The organism is Brevundimonas mediterranea, assembly GCF_014196125.1.
GTDB lineage: Bacteria > Pseudomonadota > Alphaproteobacteria > Caulobacterales > Caulobacteraceae > Brevundimonas > Brevundimonas mediterranea.
In genome coordinates this window covers 20020-39807 of the sequence record NZ_JACIDA010000004.1, presented here as the reverse complement: position 1 = coordinate 39807, position 19788 = coordinate 20020, and the positions used below count along the sequence as shown (strand labels likewise).

At 68.4% G+C, this 19788-nt stretch carries 27 protein-coding genes; 10 read left to right on the top strand and 17 right to left on the bottom strand.

Going from position 1 to position 19788, the window contains the following annotated elements; all coding sequences use genetic code 11:
• Nucleotides 1-99 precede the first annotated feature (99 nt).
• Together trxA and GGR11_RS15795 are read left to right on the top strand one after the other, a co-directional pair.
• Entirely contained in the window at nucleotides 100-435 is a 336-nt protein-coding gene (gene trxA, locus GGR11_RS15800) for a thioredoxin (RefSeq protein ID WP_008259544.1), read from the top strand.
• A 73-nt stretch (nucleotides 436-508) separates the two neighbouring features.
• Entirely contained in the window at nucleotides 509-694 is a 186-nt protein-coding gene (locus GGR11_RS15795; protein WP_008258864.1) for a hypothetical protein, read from the top strand.
• A 46-nt stretch (nucleotides 695-740) separates the two neighbouring features.
• On the opposite strand, the gene GGR11_RS15790 is transcribed toward GGR11_RS15795, so the two are convergent.
• The 12 genes from GGR11_RS15790 to GGR11_RS15735 all read right to left on the bottom strand — a co-directional run bounded on the left by GGR11_RS15790 (nucleotide 741) and on the right by GGR11_RS15735 (nucleotide 10619).
• On the bottom strand, nucleotides 741-2027 hold the full coding sequence (locus GGR11_RS15790) for a bifunctional folylpolyglutamate synthase/dihydrofolate synthase (RefSeq protein WP_183198610.1): 1287 nt from the start codon (nucleotides 2025-2027) through the stop codon (nucleotides 741-743).
• Nucleotides 2028-2032: 5 nt separating this feature from the next.
• Nucleotides 2033-2923 (bottom strand): acetyl-CoA carboxylase carboxyltransferase subunit beta, encoded by an 891-nt coding sequence (locus GGR11_RS15785; protein WP_183198608.1) that lies wholly within the window; start codon nucleotides 2921-2923, stop codon nucleotides 2033-2035.
• Nucleotides 2924-2933: 10 nt separating this feature from the next.
• On the bottom strand, nucleotides 2934-3776 hold the full coding sequence (gene trpA, locus GGR11_RS15780; protein WP_183198606.1) for a tryptophan synthase subunit alpha: 843 nt from the start codon (nucleotides 3774-3776) through the stop codon (nucleotides 2934-2936).
• Nucleotides 3773-4231: a hypothetical protein gene (locus GGR11_RS15775; RefSeq protein ID WP_183198604.1), complete on the bottom strand. Its 459-nt coding sequence runs from the start codon at nucleotides 4229-4231 to the stop codon at nucleotides 3773-3775. Before GGR11_RS15775 ends, trpA begins: the two co-directional genes overlap by 4 nt.
• On the bottom strand, nucleotides 4228-5430 hold the full coding sequence (gene trpB / locus GGR11_RS15770; RefSeq protein WP_221205368.1) for a tryptophan synthase subunit beta: 1203 nt from the start codon (nucleotides 5428-5430) through the stop codon (nucleotides 4228-4230). The genes GGR11_RS15775 and trpB overlap by 4 nt, the downstream gene beginning before the upstream one ends.
• A gap of 77 nt (nucleotides 5431-5507) precedes the next feature.
• Nucleotides 5508-6149: a phosphoribosylanthranilate isomerase gene (locus GGR11_RS15765; RefSeq protein WP_183198602.1), complete on the bottom strand. Its 642-nt coding sequence runs from the start codon at nucleotides 6147-6149 to the stop codon at nucleotides 5508-5510.
• Nucleotides 6146-6562 (bottom strand): PIN domain-containing protein, encoded by a 417-nt coding sequence (locus GGR11_RS15760; protein WP_183198600.1) that lies wholly within the window; start codon nucleotides 6560-6562, stop codon nucleotides 6146-6148. Before GGR11_RS15760 ends, GGR11_RS15765 begins: the two co-directional genes overlap by 4 nt.
• Entirely contained in the window at nucleotides 6559-6807 is a 249-nt protein-coding gene (locus tag GGR11_RS15755) for a type II toxin-antitoxin system Phd/YefM family antitoxin (protein ID WP_183198598.1), read from the bottom strand. Before GGR11_RS15755 ends, GGR11_RS15760 begins: the two co-directional genes overlap by 4 nt.
• Before the next feature lie 115 nt (nucleotides 6808-6922).
• Nucleotides 6923-7612 carry a pseudouridine synthase gene (locus tag GGR11_RS15750; RefSeq protein WP_183198788.1) on the bottom strand — a complete coding sequence of 230 codons (690 nt, stop codon included), beginning with the start codon at nucleotides 7610-7612 and terminating at the stop codon, nucleotides 6923-6925.
• Nucleotides 7613-7650: 38 nt separating this feature from the next.
• Nucleotides 7651-8562, bottom strand: a complete 912-nt coding sequence (locus GGR11_RS15745; protein WP_183198596.1) for a class I SAM-dependent methyltransferase — start codon at nucleotides 8560-8562, stop codon at nucleotides 7651-7653.
• Nucleotides 8563-8607: 45 nt separating this feature from the next.
• Complete coding sequence (locus GGR11_RS15740; RefSeq protein WP_183198595.1) at nucleotides 8608-9408, bottom strand: undecaprenyl-diphosphate phosphatase; 801 nt, start codon at nucleotides 9406-9408, stop codon at nucleotides 8608-8610.
• A 38-nt stretch (nucleotides 9409-9446) separates the two neighbouring features.
• Nucleotides 9447-10619, bottom strand: coding sequence for a citrate synthase family protein (locus GGR11_RS15735; RefSeq protein WP_246331952.1), 1173 nt, complete (start codon nucleotides 10617-10619; stop codon nucleotides 9447-9449).
• A gap of 155 nt (nucleotides 10620-10774) precedes the next feature.
• Between GGR11_RS15735 and GGR11_RS15730 the strand changes: the two genes are divergently transcribed.
• Together GGR11_RS15730 and fzlA are read left to right on the top strand one after the other, a co-directional pair.
• Nucleotides 10775-11800, top strand: a complete 1026-nt coding sequence (locus GGR11_RS15730) for a cation diffusion facilitator family transporter (protein WP_183198591.1) — start codon at nucleotides 10775-10777, stop codon at nucleotides 11798-11800.
• 60 nt (nucleotides 11801-11860) lie between these two features.
• On the top strand, nucleotides 11861-12547 hold the full coding sequence (gene fzlA, locus GGR11_RS15725) for an FtsZ-binding protein FzlA (RefSeq protein ID WP_183198589.1): 687 nt from the start codon (nucleotides 11861-11863) through the stop codon (nucleotides 12545-12547).
• Between the two features lie 14 nt (nucleotides 12548-12561).
• Here fzlA and GGR11_RS15720 read toward each other — a convergent pair whose 3' ends face one another.
• Nucleotides 12562-12894 carry a GIY-YIG nuclease family protein gene (locus tag GGR11_RS15720; RefSeq protein WP_183198587.1) on the bottom strand — a complete coding sequence of 111 codons (333 nt, stop codon included), beginning with the start codon at nucleotides 12892-12894 and terminating at the stop codon, nucleotides 12562-12564.
• A gap of 58 nt (nucleotides 12895-12952) precedes the next feature.
• Here GGR11_RS15720 and GGR11_RS15715 point away from each other — a divergent pair, with 58 nt between their 5' ends.
• The 3 genes from GGR11_RS15715 (at nucleotide 12953) to GGR11_RS15705 (ending at nucleotide 15324) form a co-directional block, all read left to right on the top strand.
• Nucleotides 12953-13504, top strand: a complete 552-nt coding sequence (locus GGR11_RS15715; protein ID WP_183198584.1) for a DUF2239 family protein — start codon at nucleotides 12953-12955, stop codon at nucleotides 13502-13504.
• Nucleotides 13505-13699: 195 nt separating this feature from the next.
• Nucleotides 13700-14851 carry a tRNA epoxyqueuosine(34) reductase QueG gene (gene queG, locus GGR11_RS15710; protein ID WP_183198582.1) on the top strand — a complete coding sequence of 384 codons (1152 nt, stop codon included), beginning with the start codon at nucleotides 13700-13702 and terminating at the stop codon, nucleotides 14849-14851.
• Nucleotides 14848-15324, top strand: coding sequence for a hypothetical protein (locus GGR11_RS15705; RefSeq protein ID WP_183198580.1), 477 nt, complete (start codon nucleotides 14848-14850; stop codon nucleotides 15322-15324). Before queG ends, GGR11_RS15705 begins: the two co-directional genes overlap by 4 nt.
• Nucleotides 15325-15382: 58 nt before the next feature.
• Here the strand turns inward: GGR11_RS15705 and bamJ are convergent, their stop codons facing one another.
• Together bamJ and GGR11_RS15695 are read right to left on the bottom strand one after the other, a co-directional pair.
• A complete protein-coding gene (gene bamJ / locus GGR11_RS15700) occupies nucleotides 15383-15898 on the bottom strand; it encodes a BamJ family beta-barrel-assembly machinery protein (RefSeq protein ID WP_183198578.1) in 516 nt (171 codons plus the stop codon).
• Nucleotides 15879-17081, bottom strand: coding sequence for a threonine ammonia-lyase (locus GGR11_RS15695; protein ID WP_183198576.1), 1203 nt, complete (start codon nucleotides 17079-17081; stop codon nucleotides 15879-15881). Before GGR11_RS15695 ends, bamJ begins: the two co-directional genes overlap by 20 nt.
• 214 nt (nucleotides 17082-17295) lie before the next feature.
• Between GGR11_RS15695 and GGR11_RS15690 the strand changes: the two genes are divergently transcribed.
• The 3 genes from GGR11_RS15690 (at nucleotide 17296) to GGR11_RS15680 (ending at nucleotide 18735) form a co-directional block, all read left to right on the top strand.
• A complete protein-coding gene (locus GGR11_RS15690) occupies nucleotides 17296-17817 on the top strand; it encodes a hypothetical protein (protein WP_183198574.1) in 522 nt (173 codons plus the stop codon).
• 91 nt (nucleotides 17818-17908) lie between these two features.
• Nucleotides 17909-18436: a BA14K family protein gene (locus GGR11_RS15685; protein ID WP_183198572.1), complete on the top strand. Its 528-nt coding sequence runs from the start codon at nucleotides 17909-17911 to the stop codon at nucleotides 18434-18436.
• Between the two features lie 104 nt (nucleotides 18437-18540).
• On the top strand, nucleotides 18541-18735 hold the full coding sequence (locus tag GGR11_RS15680; protein WP_183198570.1) for a hypothetical protein: 195 nt from the start codon (nucleotides 18541-18543) through the stop codon (nucleotides 18733-18735).
• Between the two features lie 10 nt (nucleotides 18736-18745).
• On the opposite strand, the gene GGR11_RS15675 is transcribed toward GGR11_RS15680, so the two are convergent.
• Together GGR11_RS15675 and rpmA are read right to left on the bottom strand one after the other, a co-directional pair.
• Entirely contained in the window at nucleotides 18746-19279 is a 534-nt protein-coding gene (locus GGR11_RS15675) for a GNAT family N-acetyltransferase (RefSeq protein WP_183198568.1), read from the bottom strand.
• Between the two features lie 167 nt (nucleotides 19280-19446).
• Nucleotides 19447-19734 carry a 50S ribosomal protein L27 gene (gene rpmA, locus GGR11_RS15670; RefSeq protein ID WP_035309791.1) on the bottom strand — a complete coding sequence of 96 codons (288 nt, stop codon included), beginning with the start codon at nucleotides 19732-19734 and terminating at the stop codon, nucleotides 19447-19449.
• Between the last annotated feature and the right edge of the window lie 54 nt (nucleotides 19735-19788).

The following is a 19788-nucleotide window of genomic DNA, read 5'->3' as shown; positions in this document are numbered from 1 at the left end:
CCCACATCTGCGACCGAACCCGGACGCTCCGGCCAACATCAACACGCGCTCAAGCCGTTCGCCCCGTGGGCCCGGCGCCAGCGCCCCAAGGAGCCATTGATGGCGACTGTAAAAGTCACGGACGAAAGCTTCGACGCCGACGTCCTGAAATCCTCCACCCCCGTTCTGGTGGACTTCTGGGCCGAATGGTGCGGCCCCTGCAAACAGATCGGCCCGGCGCTGGAACAGATCGCCGACGAACTGGGCGGTCAGGTCACCGTGGCCAAGATCAATATCGACGACAGCCCCATGACCCCGTCCAAGCTGGGCGTGAAGGGCATCCCGACCCTGATGCTGTTCAAGGACGGCCAGATGACCTCGATGAAGGTCGGCGCCATGCCCAAGGGCAAGATCGTCGAATGGCTGGCCGAAGCCGGCGTCAAGGCTGACGCCTGATCGTCTCGCTCTGTTGAAGATCAAGCGCCCGCCGGTTCCGACCGGTGGGCGTTTTTCATGCTAGGAGGGTCTCATGAGCGACGAAGACACCCCGATCCCGGCTGACGACATCCCCGGCGAAACCCCCGTTCAGCGCGCCCTGCGCCTGAAGAAGGCGGCGCTCGACGCCCGTCCCCAGGCCCCGCGCGGCGGCCGGTTCCAGCGCGAACAGAACGCCCGCATCGCGGCAGGCAAATCCCGCCCCTGGATGAGCAAATAAGACAGCACACCAGAATCTCCCTCCCCCGCAGGGGGAGGGAGAGATATCACTCCGGCCAGGTCTCCCGGCCGGCGGCCAGCACCTCGCCCGCCAGATACAGCGACCCGCAGATCGCCACGCGGCCGGCGCCCAGTCTAAGCGCCAGATCCAGCGCCTCGCCCACCGATCCCGCCGGCGTCGCCGCCAGTCCATGCCCGCGCGCCACAGCCGCCAAGGCCGCAGGCTCCGCCGCCGCACCCTCGAACCCCACAGTGAAGACCGTCGCCTGGCTGTCTTTCAAGGCCGCAAAAAAACCACCCGCGTCCTTGTTCGCCAGCATGCCGCAGATCAGGGCCAGCGGACGCGGCGCCCGCGTCTGACGCTCGGCCAGAAACACCGCCAGCGCCCGCCCGGCGTGGGGATTATGCCCCCCGTCCAGCCACAGCTCCGCCTCCGCCGCCTTGGCCGCCTCGCCATACGGACCCGCCGAAATCCTCTGCAGCCGCGCGGGCCAGCGCACGGCCTTCAGCCCCTGCGCGATCGCCGCCTCGGGCAGGTCCAGCTCCAGGGCCGCCGCCACGGCGACGCCCGCATTGTCGATCTGGTGCGCGCCCGCCAGGCCCGGCGCCGGCAGGTCCAGGAACCGTTCCTGGTTCTGGAACACCATCCCGCCCCGCTCGGCCCAGGCGTCGAAATCCACGCCCATGACCGTCAGCGGCGCATGGACCGCCTGGGCGGCGCGTTCGATGGCCGCCATGGCCGCCTCCTGCTGGCGTGCGATCACGCCCGGCGCCCCCGCCTTCAGCACCCCGGCCTTCTCCGCCGCGATCCCGGCCAGGTCTGTGCCCAGGAACTCCGCATGGTCGTAATCGACCGGGGCGATCATGCTCAGCAGCGGCCGTTCGATCACATTGGTGGCGTCCAGCACCCCGCCCAGCCCGACCTCAACGATGGCCAGGTCGGCCGGGGTCTCGGCCATGGCCAGGAAGGCGGCCGTTGTGGTGCTCTCGAACACCGTCGCCTCGATGCCCGTTTGGGCCATCGCGGCCTCGATCCGGTCCAGGACGGCGTTCAGCGCATCGTCTTCGATCAGCCGGCCCGCCAGCCGGATCCGCTCGTTGAAGCGCACGAGATGGGGCGAGGTGTAGGCGTGCACCCTCAGCCCCGCCGCCTCGGCGATGGCCCGGATCATCGCGACGGTGGAGCCCTTGCCGTTCGTCCCCGCCACATGGACCACCGGCGGTAGTCTATGCTGCGGATCGCCAAGCGCCGCGCACAACGCCTTCATCCGATCCAGCGACAAGTCGATCCGCTGCGGATGTCGGGCGCGCAGCCGCTCGGAAATCGGGTCCAAGGCGGTCAGGCCGCCTGGCGGTTTCCGCCCATCAGCATGGACAGGATCTGGCCCAAGACGCGCGGCAGGTCGGCGCGCACGACCACCCGGTCCACCATGCCCTTTTCCTGCAGATATTCGGCGCGCTGGAAGCCCGGCGGCAGTTTCTCGCGGATGGTGGCCTCGATCACGCGCGGACCAGCGAAGCCGATCAGCGCGCCCGGCTCGGCCAGATGCACGTCGCCCAGCATGGCGTAGGAGGCGGTCACGCCGCCCGTCGTCGGATCGGTCAGGACCACGGCGTAAGGCAGGGTCGCGGCCTTCAGTTCCTGAATGGCCAGGGTGGTGCGCGCCATCTGCATCAGCGACAGGGCGCCTTCCTGCATCCGCGCGCCGCCAGCGGCGGTGAAGCAGATCATCGGAACCTTGCGGGCCACGGCCTCGCGCGCGGCCTTGATGAAGGCCTCGCCCGCCGCCATGCCCAGCGATCCGCCCATGAAGGTGAAGTCCTGGACGATCACCACGGCCGCCTGGCCGCCGACGACGCCATAGCCGATGGCCATAGTGTCCTTGCGCCCCGCCGCCTTGCGCGCGGCGCTCAGGCGATCCTTGTAGGACTTGCCGTCCGAGAATTTCAGCGGATCTTCCGGCACGTCCGGCGTGTCGATGGACTCATACTGACCGCCGTCGAACGTGGCCTTCAGCCGCGTCGGCGCGTCGATCCGCATGTGCCGGCCCGACGGCGTCACCCAAAGCGAGGCCTCCAAGTCCGAGCGATACAGCATCTCGCCCGTATCGGGGTCCTTGACCCAGAGATTGTCGGGGGTGTCGCGGCGCGAAACGATCTTGCGGACGCCGGGCGCGAAACGGCTCAGCCAGCCGCCGCGCTTTTCCTGGGGTTTGTTCTTGTCGACCATGGGCGGGCTCTTAGACGGTTTCCGCCAGGGATGCACCAGTGCGCACGGACCGAACCGCGTCGCCCAGCGCCTTGACCCGGGCCAGGACGCGCGGCGCAACAGCTTCGCCGGCCTCCAGCGCGGCGGCGACCTCATCGACCAGGGCCGAGCCCACCACGACGGCGTCGGCCACACGCGCAATCTCGGCGGCCCGTTCCGGCGTCTTGACCCCGAAGCCGACCGCGACCGGCAGGCCCGAGGCCTTGCGCACCCGCATCACCGCCGGCGCCACGACGTCGGCGTTCGCTTCCTTGACGCCCGTCACGCCCGCGACGGCGACATAATAGACGAAGCCCGAGGTCCCCTGGACCACGATCTTCAGCCGCGCGTCGTCCGAGGTCGGCGTCGCCAGCCGGATCAGCGAGATCGACACCTTGTCCAGCGCCGCGATCAGCGGCCCGGCCTCTTCCGGCGGGCAGTCCACCACGATCAGCCCGTCGATGCCGCAGTCGGCCGCATAGGCGGCGAAGGCGTCATAGCCCAGGCTCTCGATCGGGTTCAGATAGCCCATCAGCACGATAGGCGTGACGTCGTCGCCCTTACGGAACTCCCGCGCCAGATCCATAGTCGAGCGCAGCCCGAACCCGGCCTTCAACCCCCGGATCGCCGCCCGCTGGATCGGAGGTCCCTCGGCCATCGGATCGCTGAACGGAAAGCCCAGTTCGATGATGTCGGCCCCGGCGGCGGGCAACCCCTTCAGGATCGCCAGCGCCTCCTCGCGCGACGGATCTCCCCCCATCACATAGGGAATAAAGGCCGCTCGGCCCTCGGCCTTCAAGGCGGCGAAACGGGCGTCGATACGGGCGGTGGTCATTGCGGCGTGGTTTCCGAAGCGGGCTTCTCGGCGGCGGCCTGGGCGCACACATCGCCCGGCACAGTGGCAAAGCCCAGATAGGCGGGCAGTTCGGCGACGGCGGTCTTGGTGGTGTCGTAGAAGGCGACCATCTGCATGCCGTCGCAGCCGCCGGCCTCGCGGCGCTTGACGAAGACCACGCGGTTCTCGTCGCCGCCCGCCGCCAGCCAGCCCTTGGTCGCCAGATCGGCGATATAGGCGTCAGCCAAGGCGCCGACCTGCCCCAGGGGCGCGGTGACGCACCAGGCGCGGCCGGCCAGATTGTTCAGCCCGCCGCAATCGGCCGACAGTTCCGCGCCCGGCAGCAAGCCGACATCGGCCGGCTGGCCTTGGGCGGCCTGGGGCGCAGGCGTCTGGGCCTGAACGGCGGTCGAAAGGCTCAGGACGGCGGTCGCCGCCAGAAAGCTACGGATCACAGTTCCACTCCCAGATGTTTGGCGACCTGGAAGATGTCCTTGTCGCCCCGCCCCGACATCAGCAGGACGACATCGCCGCCCTTGCCGACTTCGCGTGCCACTTCGCCCGTGCGCGCAAGCGCGTGGGCCGGTTCCAGCGCCGGGATGATGCCTTCCAGCTTCGAGCACAGCTGGAAGGCCTCCAGCGCCTCATTGTCCGTCGCCGAGCGATACTCGGCCCGGCCGATGTCGTGCAGCCAGGCGTGTTCCGGCCCGATCCCCGGATAGTCCAGACCGGCCGAGATCGAATGGCCCTCGACGATGTTTCCGTCGTCGTCCTGCAACAGATAGGTCCGGTTGCCGTGCAGCACGCCCGACCGCCCGCCCTTCAGCGACGCCGCATGGTCCGGCGTATCCAGCCCATGCCCCGCCGCCTCGACCCCGATCAGCCGCACGGCCGCGTCGTCGATGAAAGGGTGGAAGGCGCCGATGGCGTTCGATCCGCCGCCGATACAGGCCACGACGGCCTCCGGCAGCTTGCCCATCCGGGCCATCGACTGGGTCTTGATCTCCTTGCCGATCACCGACTGGAAATCGCGCACCATGGCCGGATAGGGGTGCGGACCCGCCGCCGTGCCGATGATGTAATAGGTGTCCGACACATTGGTCACCCAATCGCGCATCGCCTCGTTCATCGCGTCTTTCAGGGTCGCGGCCCCGGCCGTGACCGAGAAGACTTCCGAGCCGAGCAGACGCATGCGGAACACGTTGGGCTGCTGCCGCTCGACGTCCACCGCCCCCATATAGACGGTGCAGGGTAGGCCGAAGCGCGCCGACACGGTCGCGCTGGCGACGCCGTGCTGACCGGCGCCCGTCTCGGCGATGATCCGCGTCTTGCCCATGCGGCGGGCCAGCAGGATCTGGCCCATGCAATTATTGATCTTGTGCGCGCCCGTATGGTTCAGGTCCTCGCGCTTCAGCCAGATCCGCGCGCCGCCGAAATGGTCGGTCAGCCGCTCGGCGAAATACAGCGGGCTCTCGCGACCGACATAATGGGTCAGGAAGCCGTCCAGCTCGGCCTGGAAGCTGGGATCGGCCTTGGCCGCCTTGTAGGCCGCGTCCAGCTCGTGGATCAGCGGCATCAGGGTCTCGGCCACGAACTGCCCGCCATAGGGACCGAACCGGCCCTGCGCGTCCGGCCAGGCATAGGCGTTGGACAGCGGCTGGCCTGGGGTCGGGGTCCGGATGGGGGTTTGAGCGTTCACGAGTCCAACTTTCACGCAGGGAGGCGTCGTAATTACGTCCGGCGCGCGTTTTGGATGAAGGCCGCGATCCGGTCGGGGTCCTTAACACCCGGCGCGCTTTCGACGCCAGAGGACACGTCCACCATCGGCGCCCCGGTGATCCGCAGCGCCTCCGCCACATTGTCGGGATTCAGCCCGCCCGCCAGGAACCAGTCATGGCGAAACGCCCGGTCCGCCAGCAGGGTCCAGTCGAAACTATGCCCGACCCCGCCCGGCAAAACCGATCCCTCGGGCGGCTTGGCGTCGAACATCAGATGGTCGGCGTGATAATCCCATTCGTCGGCGGCGAAGAAGTCGTCGCCATGCCGGATCGGTAGAGCCTTGATCACCCCCGCCCCCGTCAAGGCGCGCACGCCTTCCGCCCGCGCCAGCGTCTCCGCCCCGTGCAACTGGATGAAATCGGGCTTCAGCGTCCGCGCGATCTCTTCCAGCAAGGCGTCGTCCGGATCAACCGTCACCGCCACGATCTTCGCCCGCCCCCGCGCCCGTTCGAACAGACGCGCCGCCGCCTCGGGCGCCAAATGGCGCGGGCTCTTCGCAAACACCACCGCCCCCACGAAATCCGCCCCGCCGTCCAGGGCGGCGTCCAGGGTGTCGGCCGTGGTCAGGCCGCAGATCTTGATCTTGGTTGTCATGGCGCGATTACCTTCACCCCGTCCCGACGCGCGGCATCGGCCAGATCATGATCATAGGTGGCGAGATCGCATTCCAGCCGCTGCACGATGGCCAGGTGCAGGGCGTCCGGCGTCCGCAATCGCGGATGTCGATGCAGGAGAAACCGACACGCCGTCACGTCCTCTGGATCGACCTCTCTCACCGCCGCCGCACGATCCAGCCAGATGTTGAACTTCGTCTCCGCCAGATCCCGCTCGTCGGGATCCAGGCTTCGGCGGCGGACGTGATACGACATGGCCGACGACACCTCGGCCATCGCCCAATCGGACACGATCGCCCTATCGACAGACGCCATCCAGGCGAGCACGGCCTCGCTCGTCTTTTCTTGCACGAACAAGGGAACGATGACGCTGGCGTCCAGATAGACGCTCACCGGCCGCGTTCTTCCTTCATTTCCGCCAGGGCCGCAGCCGTATTCACCGGCTCACGACGCGGCTGGACGCGCACAGATCTCAGCCATTCGATATCGTGCGGCCCATCAGGGCGGATGCGCCGCGCCACGATCTTCACCTCGACGCCCGGATCGGGGCGGTCGATGATGACGGGCTCGCCCCGCTCGGCGGCCTCGATCAGACGGGCCAGGTCCGCCTGTGCTTCTGTCACCGAATAGTGGCTCATGGCGCCATCGTATCGTCTTCGGGACCGGACCACAAAGGCCTGCTACTCGAGGTAAATAACGCCATCAGAATTCGCCGCGTTTCATCGCGGCATGGATCGTCAAACGCCGGTCGGTTCAGACGAAGATCGACGCAATCTCCTCCGGCGTCAGCAGCCGCCACTCCCCCGGCGCCAGATCGGCCGGCAGGGCTAGTCCGCCCAGCCGCTCGCGGCGCAGGGTCTCCACGTGATTGCCGGCGGCGGCGAACATGCGCCGCACCTGGTGATAGCGGCCCTCCGTCACCGTCAGCAGGGCCTCGGTCGGAGACGCCACCTCCAGCACCGCCGGCGCCAGCGGCTTGTCCTCACCCTCCAGCACCAGTTCGCCTGAGGCGAACAGCGCCCCTTCCGTCCCCGTCAACGGCCGCGCCAGCCCGGCGCGATAGACCTTGGCCACATGGCGTTTGGGACTGATCACCCGGTGCAGCAGATCCCCGTCGTCGGTCAGCAGCAGCAGGCCCGTGGTCTGCTTGTCCAGCCGCCCGATGGTCGAAATAGCGGGGTCGCGCGACCGCCAGCGCCCCGGCAGGATGTCATAGACCAGCGCGCCCTCTTCCTTGTGCGAACAGGTCATGCCCAGCGGCTTGTTCAGCAGGATCACCAGACCCTGCACCGGATCCAGCGGTTCGCCGTCGATCTCCATCCGGGTCGGCAGGTCCGGCGTTACCGCGATCCGCTTGGACACGTCCGTCAGGTCCGCGCCGTCCAGCACGATCCCCCCCGCCTTGGCCATCCGCGCCATCTCGGCCCGCGAGCCATAGCCCATCGATCCCAGCAAGCGGTCGACGCGGGAGGTGGGGGTCTTCACTTCACCGCCTCGAACAGCTTGTACCCACCCGAATCCGCAACCAGCCGCACCCGATTGAACGCCGTATTCAGCTCGGTCTCATACGGCAGATGCCGGTTGGCCACGATCCAGGCCACACCGCCTTTCTTCAGCAGTTCGGCCGCCTTCCTGATAAAGGCCTGCCCCAGCCGGCGATCCTCGGCCCCGCCGTCGTGGAAGGGCGGATTGCTGACGACGAAGTTCAGTTCGCCGTCCGCAGCCATCGTCCGCACATCGGCCCATTCGATGCTCACGCGCGGATCTTCGACATTCTTCCGCGCCGCCTCGACCGCCCGGCGGTCCAGATCGATCAGTCGAAGCGACGTCACCGCCGCCGACTTCAGGGCTACCGTCGCCAGCGCCCCATAGCCGCAGCCCAGATCGACGCCCGCCCCCTTCAGCGCCGGCATATGTTGCGCCAGCAGGGCCGAGCCTGCGTCGATCCGGTCCCAGGCGAAGATCCCCGGCTGCGACCAGGCCTCCAGCCCGGGCACGATCCGCGCCGCGCCATCGGCTATTGCCTCGTCGATGCCGGCCATCGTCTCGGGCTTGATCACGATACAGCGGCGGTGGTGCGCCTTGGCCGTCTCGCCCACCTCGACGCCGAAGCCGGTCAGCTCCTTCTTCAGCCGCGACCCGCCCTTGTCCTTCAGGGCCATCACGTCCAGCCGCCCACCGACCTTCAGCGCCCTCAGCGCCAGGGCCAGCACATGGCGGCGTTCCAGCACGCCGGGCGGCGCATAGATCATGATGTCGTCGACCGAGCCTTCGGCCACGCTCTCCAGCGCGGTCGAGCCGGGGATCAGGGGCGAGGTCTGGATCGCGGCGCCCGCTCCAGTGCTGGGCGGATCGAAGACGACCGGCGGTCGGCCGTAAAGAAGCGTGCTCATGCCCCGCCCCTTAGAGGCTAGGGACGAAAATCGCCAGCCGGAGCCTCAGAACCCCGCCTGCAACAGCGCCAGCCCGACCACTCCAACCACGATCCGCCACCAGGCGAACGGGCCGAAGCCGTGCTTGGACACGAAGTCCAGCAGGAACCGCACCACCACCAGCGCCGTCAGGAAGGCCACCAGGAAGCCCACCACGATCAGGCCGACGTCGCTGAAATCCAGCGTCTTGTGGTTCTTCAGCAGGTCATAGGCCACCGCCGCCCCCATGGTGGGCAGGGCCAGGAAGAAGCTGAACTCGGCCGCCGACCGCTTGTCGGTCTTCAGCAGCAGGCCGCCGGCGATGGTGGCGCCGGATCGCGACACGCCGGGGATCATGGCCAGGCACTGGAACAGGCCGATCAGGAAATAGACCCGCATCGGATACTGGGTGGCGTCCAGCCACTGGGGTCGCTTGTCCATCCGGTCCAGCAGCAGCAGGAGGATCCCGCCGACGATCAGGGCGACGCACACCACCTGGGGCGTCTCGAACAGCACGGTCTTGATGAAATCATAGGCCAGGAAGCCGATCACCACCGCCGGCGCGAACGCGACCAGCAGACCGATCAGGAACCGCCGCGCCTCGGGATCGAAGGGCCAGCGCGTCGCCAGGGCCCACAAACGCTTGAAATAGACGCTGACGATGGCCAGCAGCGCGCCCAGCTGGATGACGATCTCGAACGTCTTGCCCGAGCTCTCGAAGCCCATGAAATGGCCGAGCAGAAGCATATGCCCCGTCGAGGACACTGGAATGAACTCGGTCAGTCCTTCGACCAGACCGAGAATGATCGCTGCAAGCCAGTCAGACATGATATCCCCGTGGGGCCGGCCCGCCTGACCGAAAAACGTCAGTGGGAGCCCGGCTCGGGCCCCACATAGCGCAATCTCGCCCGGATAGGCGAGCCGTCCGCCGCCTGATCCACAGCATGGGCCAGAAGGCCGATCAGACGCCCCAGCATCAACAGGTCCCCCGCCCCCGTCGGACCCAGGTCCAGTCGGCGCGCCGTCAGGGCCAGGGCCAGACCGAAGCCCGGCGGCAGTCCGCCCGCCGCCTCGCCCTCGGCCCAGACCGCCTTCAGGTCCGCCGTCAGGTCCGCCGCATCCAACAGGGCGGGGGCGCGCGGATCGACCCGGCCGAATTCGGTATCCGCCGCGAAGCCCGGCGCGCACCCCTTCAGCCCGATCCAGCGCCGCGCCGCGCCGGTCGGATCGCGCCGCGCCTCGCCGACATAGGCCACGACATCGTCGATTTCCGTCAGCGGCGTCCCCCCCAGGGTGGTCGCGCCCGCCAGAACGGCGCCGGCCAGGGGCGCGCCCCCGCCCGCCGCCGCCCGCGTCGCCAGGACCGCGTCGTCCAGGCCGGCGTCGGCGCCCAGCACCAGGGCGCGACGGATCAGATGACTGTCGCGTTCGGCCGCCTTGAAGCCGCGCGCCAGCCGCTGGTGAAGATACAGGCGGGGTCCCGGCCCGGAGACGCTGTCCACCACCTCGCTCAGCAGAGAGGCGGCCTCGCGCTTGAGGCTGACGGGGTCATGGGTGCGAAGCGCCCGGTCCTCGATGGCGCGGCGGCCCAGCACGGCCAGGACCCGCCTCTGGGTGGATCCGCCGACGATGGGGTCGATGCGAGGCTTCAGATCGGCGAAGGGATTGGTCTCGCGGGCGTCCCACAGGGCGCGCGCCGCCGTCTCGATGGTCGCGGTCTCCGCCAGTTGCACCGCGTCCAGACCGCGATAGAACAGCCGACCGTCGGCGATCAGCGACACCGAGGACTGGATGTCCGCCTCGCCCCGCGCCGCCGCCCCCATGACCGGCGCCCGCACTTCGGGGCCGTCCGCCTCGGCGCCGCCCTCGCCGCACAGCCGCGCCACGTCGGAGACGGCGTACAGACTGCGTCGGGGATCGGTGGGATCGGGGCGGGCGGCGATCCGGCCGCGACTGACATAGGCGTACAGGGTCTGGGCCTTGACCCCAAGCCGGGTCAGGGCCTCGCTCCGCGCGATCCAGCGTTCGTCAGCGCTCATGTCGTCCCCACGACTGATGCCCATCAACTATGTACGGCGTTCGACATAGCGCCGTTGTGTGTCCTTAACGCTAACGCACGCCGCAATCCAAACGGGGCGCTCGAATTAGGGCCTGCGGTTGGCATTCCGCCACGATTGCGCGACAAGAGGCGGGAATGACGTCGCCCGCCCCTCCTCCCGCACCCGCGCCTCTCGAGGACGCCCACCTGGCCACCCGCCGCATCACGCGGCTTTCGGTCGGGGTCGCTCTGGTGCTGATCGCGCTCAAGGCCTTTGCGCTGGGCGCCTCCGGTTCGGTCTCCATCCTGGCGACGCTGACGGATTCGGTGCTGGATCTGGTCGCCTCGCTGGCGACCTTCTTCGCCGTGCGCTGGGCCGCCACGCCGGCGGACGAGGATCATCGCTACGGCCACGGCAAGGGCGAGGCCCTGGCCGCCATGGTCCAGGCCGGTCTGGTCTTCGCCTCCGCCATCTTCATCGGGTGGGAGGGGATTCAGCGCATCTTCGATCCGCGTCCCGTCACCTCCGGCGGCTGGGCGACCGGGGTGGTGATCGTCTCCATCGCCATCACCGCCTGGCTGGTCTGGATGCAGACCCGGGCCCTTAAGAAGACCGGCTCCATGGCCGTCGCCGGCGATCGCGCCCATTACGCCGCCGACCTTGCCGCCAATCTGGTGGTGCTGATCGGGGTGATCTCGGGCGCCTTCCTGGGGGCGCCCGGCCTGGACGCCGCCGCCGGCCTAGTGGTCGCCGTCTGGCTGTTCTGGGGGGCGACCGGCATGCTGAAGGCCGCCGCCGATCATCTGCTGGACCGCGCCGTGCCCGAGACGGACCGCGCCGCCGTCATCCACGCCGTCCTCGCCGACCCGCGCATCTCAGGCGTCCACCAGTTGCGCACCCGCATGGCGGGCCAGGTGATGATGGTTCAGATGCACGTCGATCTGGACCCCGACCTGACGCTGGACGCCGCCCACGCCATCGTGGTGGAAGCCGAGACCCGGGTGCTCAGCCACTATCCCGCCGCCGACATCCTGATTCACGCCGATCCGCGCGGCCGGGTCTGCCCGCCCGCCGCCGACACGCCGCCGCATGCCGCTCCCGGTGCGTCGGTATCGACAGCTGACGCCGAACCACGCACCGCCACCCCCACGACCGCCCCGCCCAAAGGCCCCTGGTCCTGATCCTGTCCTGATCGCGATCCGGTAAATGGACATTAACGGGTGTCGGCGCATCAAGCGGCGATGTCCGAGTCCACCGTCCTGTTCCATTTCGCCTTCCAGCCCGCCTCGCGCGCCGCGCGCCTGGCTCTGGGCGAGGCGCGTATCGAATGGACCGACACCCCGGTCCGTCCGTGGGAGGACGACTGTCCGGTCAACGACTTCAACCCCTCGGGCCTGCCGCCTGTCGTCCAGACCACGGATCGCGGCCGCCCCCTGACCCTGTGCGAACTGCCCGCCGTCCTGGGCTGGATCGAGGATCAGCAGAAGGCCCCCTTGCTTCTGTCCGCCGACCCCGCCGAACGGGCCGAGGCGCGCCGCCTGACCGGCTGGTTCGAGCGCCGCTTCACCGATGAAGTCGACGCCGTCCTGCTGCATGAGCGGATGGAGAAACCCCTGCTCAAACTGGGCCCGCCCGAGGCCCGCGCCCTGCGCCACGGCCGCGACGCCCTGAAATCCCACCTCGCCATGCTGGAAGACCTGGTCGTCGCCCGCGACTGGCTGGCCGGCCGCCGCCTCAGCCAGGCCGACCTGATCGCCGCCGCACACCTGTCGGTGCTCGACTATTTCGGCGAGATTCAGTGGGCCAACTGGCCGTCGCTGAAGACCTGGTATTCCAAACTCAAATCCCGTCCCTGCTTCCGCCCCCTGCTGGCCGACCGCTTCGTCGGCGTGCCGCCCTCGGCCTGGTACGCCGACCTGGATTTCTAAAAAGCTCGCCCCCTCTACAACGCCTCCGCACCCAACCGCGCGATCCACAGCTTCGCCCGGTTGACCAGTTCGTCCTTGCGACGAAGGTCCGAGATATCCTCCGGCAAGCGATCCAGCTGCTCGAAGCGGAAATCCTCGGGCGCGTGCGCCTTCCACGCCGCCTGAAGCGACCGGTACGGACTGCCGCCGTGGCGCAGCGCGAACCACAGCCCGTTCTGTTCGGTGTCGATGTGGCGGCTCTTGCCGACCCAGACCTGGCCCGTCGCGCTGCAGATCACGGCATAGACCCCGGCGATGGTGGGCCGCTCCTTGTATGCGGCGATCAGGCTCTTGCGGCTTGTAGTCATGACGGCTTCCTTTATATCCGGGTATTATCCTATCCAGTATTTTTATCCGGGTAAATATATGGACGACGAGATTCGCGAACTGGTTCTGTTCGACGGCCCCTACCGGATCGCCAAGGGGCCGGAGGCCGTGGTCGTCGCCGCCTTCAAAACCGCCCTGTCGGCCTCCAGTCGGGCCGCCTCGTCCCAGGCCGCGCTGCGCGTCTTCGACCTTCGGACCGGCCGCGCGGTCGATCTCGATCTGCGGCCAGCCGCGCCGCCGCCGCCCAAGCGCGGCCGGCCGCGCCTGGGCGTCGCCGCACGCGAAGTCACGCTTCTGCCTCGCCATTGGGACTGGCTGGCGGCCCAGCCCGGCGGAGCGTCGGCCGCCCTGCGTCGTCTGGTGGACCAGGCCCGCAAGACCGGCGCGGACGACGACGCGCGGCGCCGCCGCACCGACGCCGCCTATGGCTTCATGGTCGAGATGGCCGGCGACGCCCCCGATTTCGAAGAGGCCAGCCGCGCCCTGTTCGCCGGCGACCGCGCCAGGCTCGCCACCCTGATCGCCCCTTGGCCCACGGACATCCACGCCCAGATCCTGGAACTGTTCGACGGCGCCGCATCGACCAAATGACCGCCCCAAGACCCTCTCCCGCTTGCGGGAGAGGTGGCCCGGCGTCCGCGCAGCGGACCAGGGTCGGAGAGGGGAGTGTCGCCAAAAGGCTAGACTTCCCCCATCGTCACGCGTGTCGCTTCGCGCCACGACGCGACACTTCCCCCGCAAGCGGGGGAAGGTCTTCCTCGCCCGATTTCGTGCTATCCCCCGCCCGTGTCCGACCGCCTGAAAACCTTCATCCGCCAGCGCGCGACCGAGCTCGGCTTCGACGTCTGCCGCTTCGCCTCGGCCGCCGACGCCTGGCCGGCGGGCGAGCGGCTGCGTCATTTCGTGGACGAGGGCCGGCACGGCGACATGGAATGGATCGAAACGACGCTGGACCGACGCCAGCACCCCACCGCCATGTGGGACGAAGCGAAGACCGCCATCGTCCTGGGCATGAACTACGGCCCCGACGACAATCCGCTGGACCAGCTGGCCGACCGTTCCGCCGCCTATATCTCGGTCTATGCGCGGGGCGACGACTATCACGAGGTGATCAAGGGCCGGCTGAAACAGCTGGCGGGCCAGATCGCGGCCCGCAACGGCGCCGACATCAAGGTCTTCGTCGACACCGCCCCCCTGATGGAAAAGCCCCTGGCCCAGCGCGCCGGCCTGGGCTGGCAGGGCAAACACACCAATCTGCTCAGCCGCACCCACGGCAACTGGCTGTTCCTGGGAACCATCCTGACAGCCGCCCAGATCGAACCGGACGCGGCCGAGACCGAACACTGCGGCCGCTGCACCGCCTGTCTGGACGCCTGTCCGACGAACGCCTTCCCCGCCCCGTTCCAGCTCGACGCCCGGCGGTGTCTGTCCTACCTGACCATCGAATTCGCGGGGCCGTGGCCGGTGGAATTCCGCACCCTGACCGGGTCGCGCATCTATGGCTGCGACGATTGTCTGGCCGTCTGTCCCTGGAACAAGTTCGCTCAGGAAGCCCGCGAGATCCGGCTGGCGCCCCGCCCTGCCTTCCAAAGCCCGCGCCTGGCCGACCTGCTGGCACTCGACGACGCCGCCTTCCGCGCCCTGTTCACTAAGAGCCCCGTCAAGCGCATCGGCCGCGACCGGTTCCTGAGGAACGTCCTCTACGCGGTCGGCAACTCGGACGACCCGAGCCTGATCGCCCCGACCCAAGCCCTGCTGGCCGACCCCGCCCCCCTGGTGCGCGGAGCCGCCGTCTGGGCCCTGTCGCAACTGACGCCGCCCGAAGAGTTCACGGCCCTGTCAGACGTGACGGACGAAACCGACCCCCAGGTCCTGGCCGAGTGGCGCCAGCGCAAACGCCTCAACCCGCATAATCGCCGCCCAAGGTTCATGCCATGAAACTTCACGTGCTCGCTCTCGCAATGACCTGCGGAGTCGCCTCATGTTCAGGGTCGGAATCCCCAACACGCAATGAGATTCCTGCGTTCGTAAAAGCAGACGCCAACGCCTTGGCGCTTTCGCAAGAACCCACCGATGATGTTTATGTAGTGAACGCCTTTTTCGATGCTGGAAGCGGAACGCAAAATCCCGATATCGGCCCTGCAATCGTAACGCTCGACAGTCCGATGATCTATATCGCCTCGTTTGACGACGTCACTGCGGGCAGCCTGCAGTTCACACCACAGGGGTGGACCATGAGCGAGCCCTTGCCCCAGTGTCGTGTGAACTGCGCCGCAGGCAAGCAGCGTCTTTTGGCGATGCTCCATACCAAGGCGAAGATCACTATCAATCAGGATGGACTGCTTGAGATTCGAGCGCCCGACGGAAGTCGCGCCACAGGAGCTCCAGCGCCGATGGGTATCACGGATTGAAGGCTTGAACTAAGCGACGCCTCCTCCCCACAAACTGGGGAGAAGGCTATCGGGGACATCACCCCATCGCCGTGCCTGTACCCGATCCACCGCCCGGCACCTTGGCCACGTCCAGCAGTTTCAGCCGGAAGATCAGCACCGAATTTGCAGGGATCTTGGGGCTGCTCCGCTCGCCATAGCCCAGCTCGGGCGGCACATAGAGCAGCCATTCGTCGCCGACGCGCATCTTCTGCAGCGCCTCGGTCCAGCCCTTGACCACTTCCTCGGGCGTGAACACCGCCGGCGCGCCGCGCGCGAACGAGCTGTCGAACACGGTGTCGTCGACCCGCTTGCCTTCGTAATCCACCTTGACCAGGTCGTTGCGATCCGGACTGACGCCGCCCGCCGCACCCGACTGAACCACTTGGTACTGAAGCCCGCTCGGCAGGGTCACGACGTCCTCAGCCTTGGCGTTCTTCTCCATGAAGGCGGCGGCTTCCGCCTTGCCCGCGTTCGGATCGACCGGTTCCGACCGGCCGCAGCCGGCCAGCATCAGAACGGCGACGACGGCCGCCCTACCCCATCCGAAGTTCATAGCCGCGTTCCTTCAAGGCTTCGCCGATCTCGTCGGCGTGGGCGCTATCGCGCGTTTCGACCATGATGTCGAACTCGGCGCCCTTGGCCGGCACGTCCAGCGCCAGACGGTTGTGGACCACGTCGATGATATTGCCGCCCAGGCCTCCGATCACCGCCGCCATGGCCGACAACATGCCCGGCCGGTCGTCGCCCAGGATCCGGTAAACCAGCAACCTCCGTTCACGGACCATCTCGCGGTTCAGCACCACCGCCAGCATCCGCGCATCGATATTGCCGCCGCACAGCTCCAGCCCGACCTTCATCCCCTTGAACCGCTCGGGATAGGCCAGCAGGGCCGCCAGACCGCCCGCGCCCGCCCCTTCCGACACCGTCTTCTCATAGGTGACATAGTGGGCCACCGCCCGTTCGAAGTCCGCCTCCTCGCAGACGAAGACCTCGTCCACCAGCGGGTCGGCCAGGGCGAAGGGGATCTCGCCCACCGCCTTGATGGCGATGCCCTCGGCGATGGTCTGGCCGGTGCAGACCGGCGGCTTGCCCGCCCGCCGCGCCGTGAAGGACGGATAACGGGCCGCCTCGACCCCGAACACCTTGATGTCCGGCTTCATCGCCTTGGCAGCGATGGCGCAGCCGGCGATCAGCCCACCCCCGCCGATGGGGATCAGCAGGGCGTCCAGGTCCGGCGCGTCCTCCAGGAACTCAATGGCGCACACCCCCTGGCCCGCCACGACCCCCTCGTCATCGAAGGCCGAGACGAAGACGAAGCCCTTTTCCGCCTCCAGCCGTTTGGCGGCCTCGGTCGAGCCGGTGAAATCCAGCCCCTCGATCACCACCGTGGCCCCGTGGGACCGGGTGCCGTTGATCTTGGCGAAGGGGGTTCCCTCCGGCATCACGATGGTGACCGGCACCCCCAGCCGCCCGCCGTGATAGGCCAAAGCCTGGGCGTGGTTGCCGGCGCTGGCCGCCACCACCCCCCGCTTGCGCTCCTCCGGGCTCAGCATCAGCAGCCGGTTCAGGGCGCCGCGCTCCTTGAAGCTGCCGGTGAAGTGCAGGTTGTCGAACTTGACCCAGACCTCGGCTCCGGTCAGCTGCGACAGCTTGCGGGAATGGCGGGTCGGGGTGCGGTCGACCTGGCCGGCGATTCGGCCCTGGGCGGCCTGGATATCGGCGAAGGTGACGGTCATGATCGGACTCCACTCTGCCGCCGGGCGGTCGCCCGACGAATTTTCTCTCGCCTCTTTCGCGCTTTGTCGGTTCCCGGTCCAGAGGGCGCAACCTTGACCGTGGCAGTCGCGTTATCGCCCGTGCGATAGATGGACCGTCGCAACCCCGCGAACGGTCCACGATCATTTCCGGCCCCGCCTCCCCTAGGGCGGACCGGATTTCCGGAGGAAGCCCATGTCGATCCGCCCCCTCGCCCCTGCCGCCCTGGTTCTGGGTCTCGCCGTCGGCGCCCTGTCGGCCTGCGCCCCCACCACCTTCCCGACCGGCGTCCCCGTCGGCGGCCCGGCCGCCTTCAACACCGCCGACTTCGCCTGGTCGGAACGCTCGGGCCAGGCCGCCATCGAGGGCCGCATCACCTATGCCCAGGACGGCAAGACCTACGCCTGCGTCGCCTCGGCCGGCCTGACGCCCGACACCCCCTACACCCGCGCCCGCTTCCGCACCCTGTACGGCTCGACCGAGCGGGCCGCCGTGCCGGCCGCCGTGGTCCGCGCCCGCACCGTGCCGGACGCCAACGCCAACTACAGCGGCTTCGTCCGCTCCGAGACCTGCGCCAACGGCCGTTTCCGCTTCAGCGGCCTGCCCGACGGCGGCTGGTTCCTGATCGTCCCGGTCCGTTCGGGCGACGAAGCCCCCCTGGTGCTGATGCGCCGCGTTGACACCCGGGGCGGCCGTGTCGTCAATGTCGCCCTGTAACATCGGTCTGTAAGTCGTCGTTCGATCCAGTAGGCGTCATCCCAAGCGTTCCCATCCGCCCCGGCCCGTGCGGCCGTCCTGGGGATTCATCATGAGACTCGCCCTGATCGCCGCCGTCGCCACGGCCCTGTCGACCGCCCCGGCCGTGGCCCAGACCTGGTACGACGCCCCGACCCGCTATGATCATCCCCGCGATGGGGCGTATCAGGGTCGGGACGTCTATCGTCCCTATGGCCGCGACCAGACCTATGGTTCCGGCGCCCGTTACGGCTTCAACGGCCAGGCGGACCGGCCAGGCGACTATCGCTGCGACGCCTATTGGGACGCCGCGCGCACCGACTGCGGCGCGGCCTGGCGCGACCAGCGGCCGGCCTATGCGCGGCGCTATCGCTCCGCCGGCTATGGCTACAGCTATTCCAGCGGCCCCGGCGTCTATCCCGGCACCTATGGCCGTCCGGATCTTGTCTATCCCGGCGGGGGCTCGGCCGATGGCCATGATCGCCCAGCCTATGGCCGCGACGCCCGCCGGGTGGATTGGTGTCGCAGCGCCTACCGCTCCTACGACCCGGCCAGCGGCTATTATCGCACCTATGACGGACGACTGGTCTTCTGCGGCTGACCGGCCGCTCACGAAGATGCGACCCCGGTAACGCGGATCGCCATCTTCTGACCACTCCGACCCCGGACAGATCCCTGCTCAAGAGACAGTCGGGGAGCGCCTTCTTGTCCCAGCACAACATCATCGGGTCCGAGGCCTTTACCCGAGGCCCCATGATCCTGATCCGCAAATACCGCGCAGGCGGGGCTCGACGCCGTCGCGCCCGCACGGCCACGGCCTTCGTGGCCGGAGCCGTGGCCATGCTGGTCGCCGGCCTGGTCGGCGCCGCCGCCGTCTTCGGTCCCGGCCTGGCCAGCTAGGACTGGCCGCTCAGGCCAGCCACACCATCATCCGCGTCTCGATCTCGGCGCGCCGAGCCCGGCTCCAGGCCCGGCGGGTCTCGCCTGTGTAGAGAAAGCCGGACTTCTCCAGCACGCGGCCCGAGGCCGGATTGTCGACGAAATGCCCCGCGACCAGGGCGCGCCGCCTCCACTTGCGGCTGGCCCAGACCAAGGCGGCGTCCAGGGCCTCGGTGGCGAAGCCCCGCCCCCAGTATTCGCGCCCGATCCAGTATCCCGCCTCCGGAACCCGATCCTCGCCCTCAAACAGGCCGATGACCCCGACCGGGCCGGCCGCCTCATGCTCGATGACGAAGGTGTTCGCCCGCGCCGGATCCTGCGACGCAACCTGAAGCACGAAATCGTCAGCGTCCTCGATCCGGAACGGATGCGGCATCCGCTTGGTCATGCGGGCGATGTCCAGATCATTGGCCAGGGCGGCGATGCGCGGCGCGTCCTGGGGCGCGGGCGCGCGCAGCACCAGACGCCGCGTCTCGACGACGGGGGAGGTTTCGATGACGCACATGGCAGTCGCCTCTTCGTATGGACCGCCTCCTTGGAGGGCTCGGACGGTCTACGAGGCGGGGAAACGCAAACGGGGAGCCTGGTGATCCAGACTCCCCGCGGAATATCTTCCCTGGTCCGGATCGGCTGCTTTCGAGAGCAACGCGATCCGGAGTGTTCCAGACTGCGTTACTCGGCCGCCATAGCCTGGGCGGCGTCGTCGTTGGCCGCGAGGACCGAGACGTAACAACGGCCGCCGGCTTTCTTGGTGAATTTCACCGCGCCGTGGGTCAGGGCGAACAGGGTGTGGTCACGGCCCATGCCGATGTTCTCACCCGGGTGGAAGGTGGTGCCGCGTTGGCGCACGATGATGTTGCCGGCCAGCACGCGCTCGCCGCCGAACTTCTTCACGCCCAGGCGCTTCGACTCGGAGTCGCGACCGTTACGCGACGAACCACCGGATTTCTTGTGAGCCATCTTGCCGCTCCGTCTCTTCTTGGTGCGCTACCGGCCTTTCGGCCTACTTGAGCG

What these genes read in the sequence shown, in the direction of transcription:
- GGR11_RS15675 (WP_183198568.1), bottom strand. Translation starts at nt 19,279, where the DNA reads ATGTGCGTCATCGAAACCTCCCCCGTCGTCGAGACGCGGCGTCTGGTG.
- GGR11_RS15705 (WP_183198580.1), top strand. Translation starts at nt 14,848, where the DNA reads ATGAAACTTCACGTGCTCGCTCTCGCAATGACCTGCGGAGTCGCCTCA.
- GGR11_RS15715 (WP_183198584.1), top strand. Translation starts at nt 12,953, where the DNA reads ATGGACGACGAGATTCGCGAACTGGTTCTGTTCGACGGCCCCTACCGG.
- GGR11_RS15735 (WP_246331952.1), bottom strand. Translation starts at nt 10,619, where the DNA reads ATGAGCGCTGACGAACGCTGGATCGCGCGGAGCGAGGCCCTGACCCGG.
- trpA (WP_183198606.1), bottom strand. Translation starts at nt 3,776, where the DNA reads ATGACCACCGCCCGTATCGACGCCCGTTTCGCCGCCTTGAAGGCCGAG.
- GGR11_RS15785 (WP_183198608.1), bottom strand. Translation starts at nt 2,923, where the DNA reads ATGGTCGACAAGAACAAACCCCAGGAAAAGCGCGGCGGCTGGCTGAGC.
- GGR11_RS15685 (WP_183198572.1), top strand. Translation starts at nt 17,909, where the DNA reads ATGAGACTCGCCCTGATCGCCGCCGTCGCCACGGCCCTGTCGACCGCC.
- GGR11_RS15720 (WP_183198587.1), bottom strand. Translation starts at nt 12,894, where the DNA reads ATGACTACAAGCCGCAAGAGCCTGATCGCCGCATACAAGGAGCGGCCC.
- GGR11_RS15755 (WP_183198598.1), bottom strand. Translation starts at nt 6,807, where the DNA reads ATGAGCCACTATTCGGTGACAGAAGCACAGGCGGACCTGGCCCGTCTG.
- trxA (WP_008259544.1), top strand. Translation starts at nt 100, where the DNA reads ATGGCGACTGTAAAAGTCACGGACGAAAGCTTCGACGCCGACGTCCTG.
- bamJ (WP_183198578.1), bottom strand. Translation starts at nt 15,898, where the DNA reads ATGAACTTCGGATGGGGTAGGGCGGCCGTCGTCGCCGTTCTGATGCTG.
- fzlA (WP_183198589.1), top strand. Translation starts at nt 11,861, where the DNA reads ATGTCCGAGTCCACCGTCCTGTTCCATTTCGCCTTCCAGCCCGCCTCG.
- GGR11_RS15795 (WP_008258864.1), top strand. Translation starts at nt 509, where the DNA reads ATGAGCGACGAAGACACCCCGATCCCGGCTGACGACATCCCCGGCGAA.
- rpmA (WP_035309791.1), bottom strand. Translation starts at nt 19,734, where the DNA reads ATGGCTCACAAGAAATCCGGTGGTTCGTCGCGTAACGGTCGCGACTCC.
- GGR11_RS15765 (WP_183198602.1), bottom strand. Translation starts at nt 6,149, where the DNA reads ATGACAACCAAGATCAAGATCTGCGGCCTGACCACGGCCGACACCCTG.
- GGR11_RS15730 (WP_183198591.1), top strand. Translation starts at nt 10,775, where the DNA reads ATGACGTCGCCCGCCCCTCCTCCCGCACCCGCGCCTCTCGAGGACGCC.
- GGR11_RS15750 (WP_183198788.1), bottom strand. Translation starts at nt 7,612, where the DNA reads ATGGGCTATGGCTCGCGGGCCGAGATGGCGCGGATGGCCAAGGCGGGG.
- GGR11_RS15690 (WP_183198574.1), top strand. Translation starts at nt 17,296, where the DNA reads ATGTCGATCCGCCCCCTCGCCCCTGCCGCCCTGGTTCTGGGTCTCGCC.
- GGR11_RS15740 (WP_183198595.1), bottom strand. Translation starts at nt 9,408, where the DNA reads ATGTCTGACTGGCTTGCAGCGATCATTCTCGGTCTGGTCGAAGGACTG.
- GGR11_RS15745 (WP_183198596.1), bottom strand. Translation starts at nt 8,562, where the DNA reads ATGAGCACGCTTCTTTACGGCCGACCGCCGGTCGTCTTCGATCCGCCC.
- GGR11_RS15695 (WP_183198576.1), bottom strand. Translation starts at nt 17,081, where the DNA reads ATGACCGTCACCTTCGCCGATATCCAGGCCGCCCAGGGCCGAATCGCC.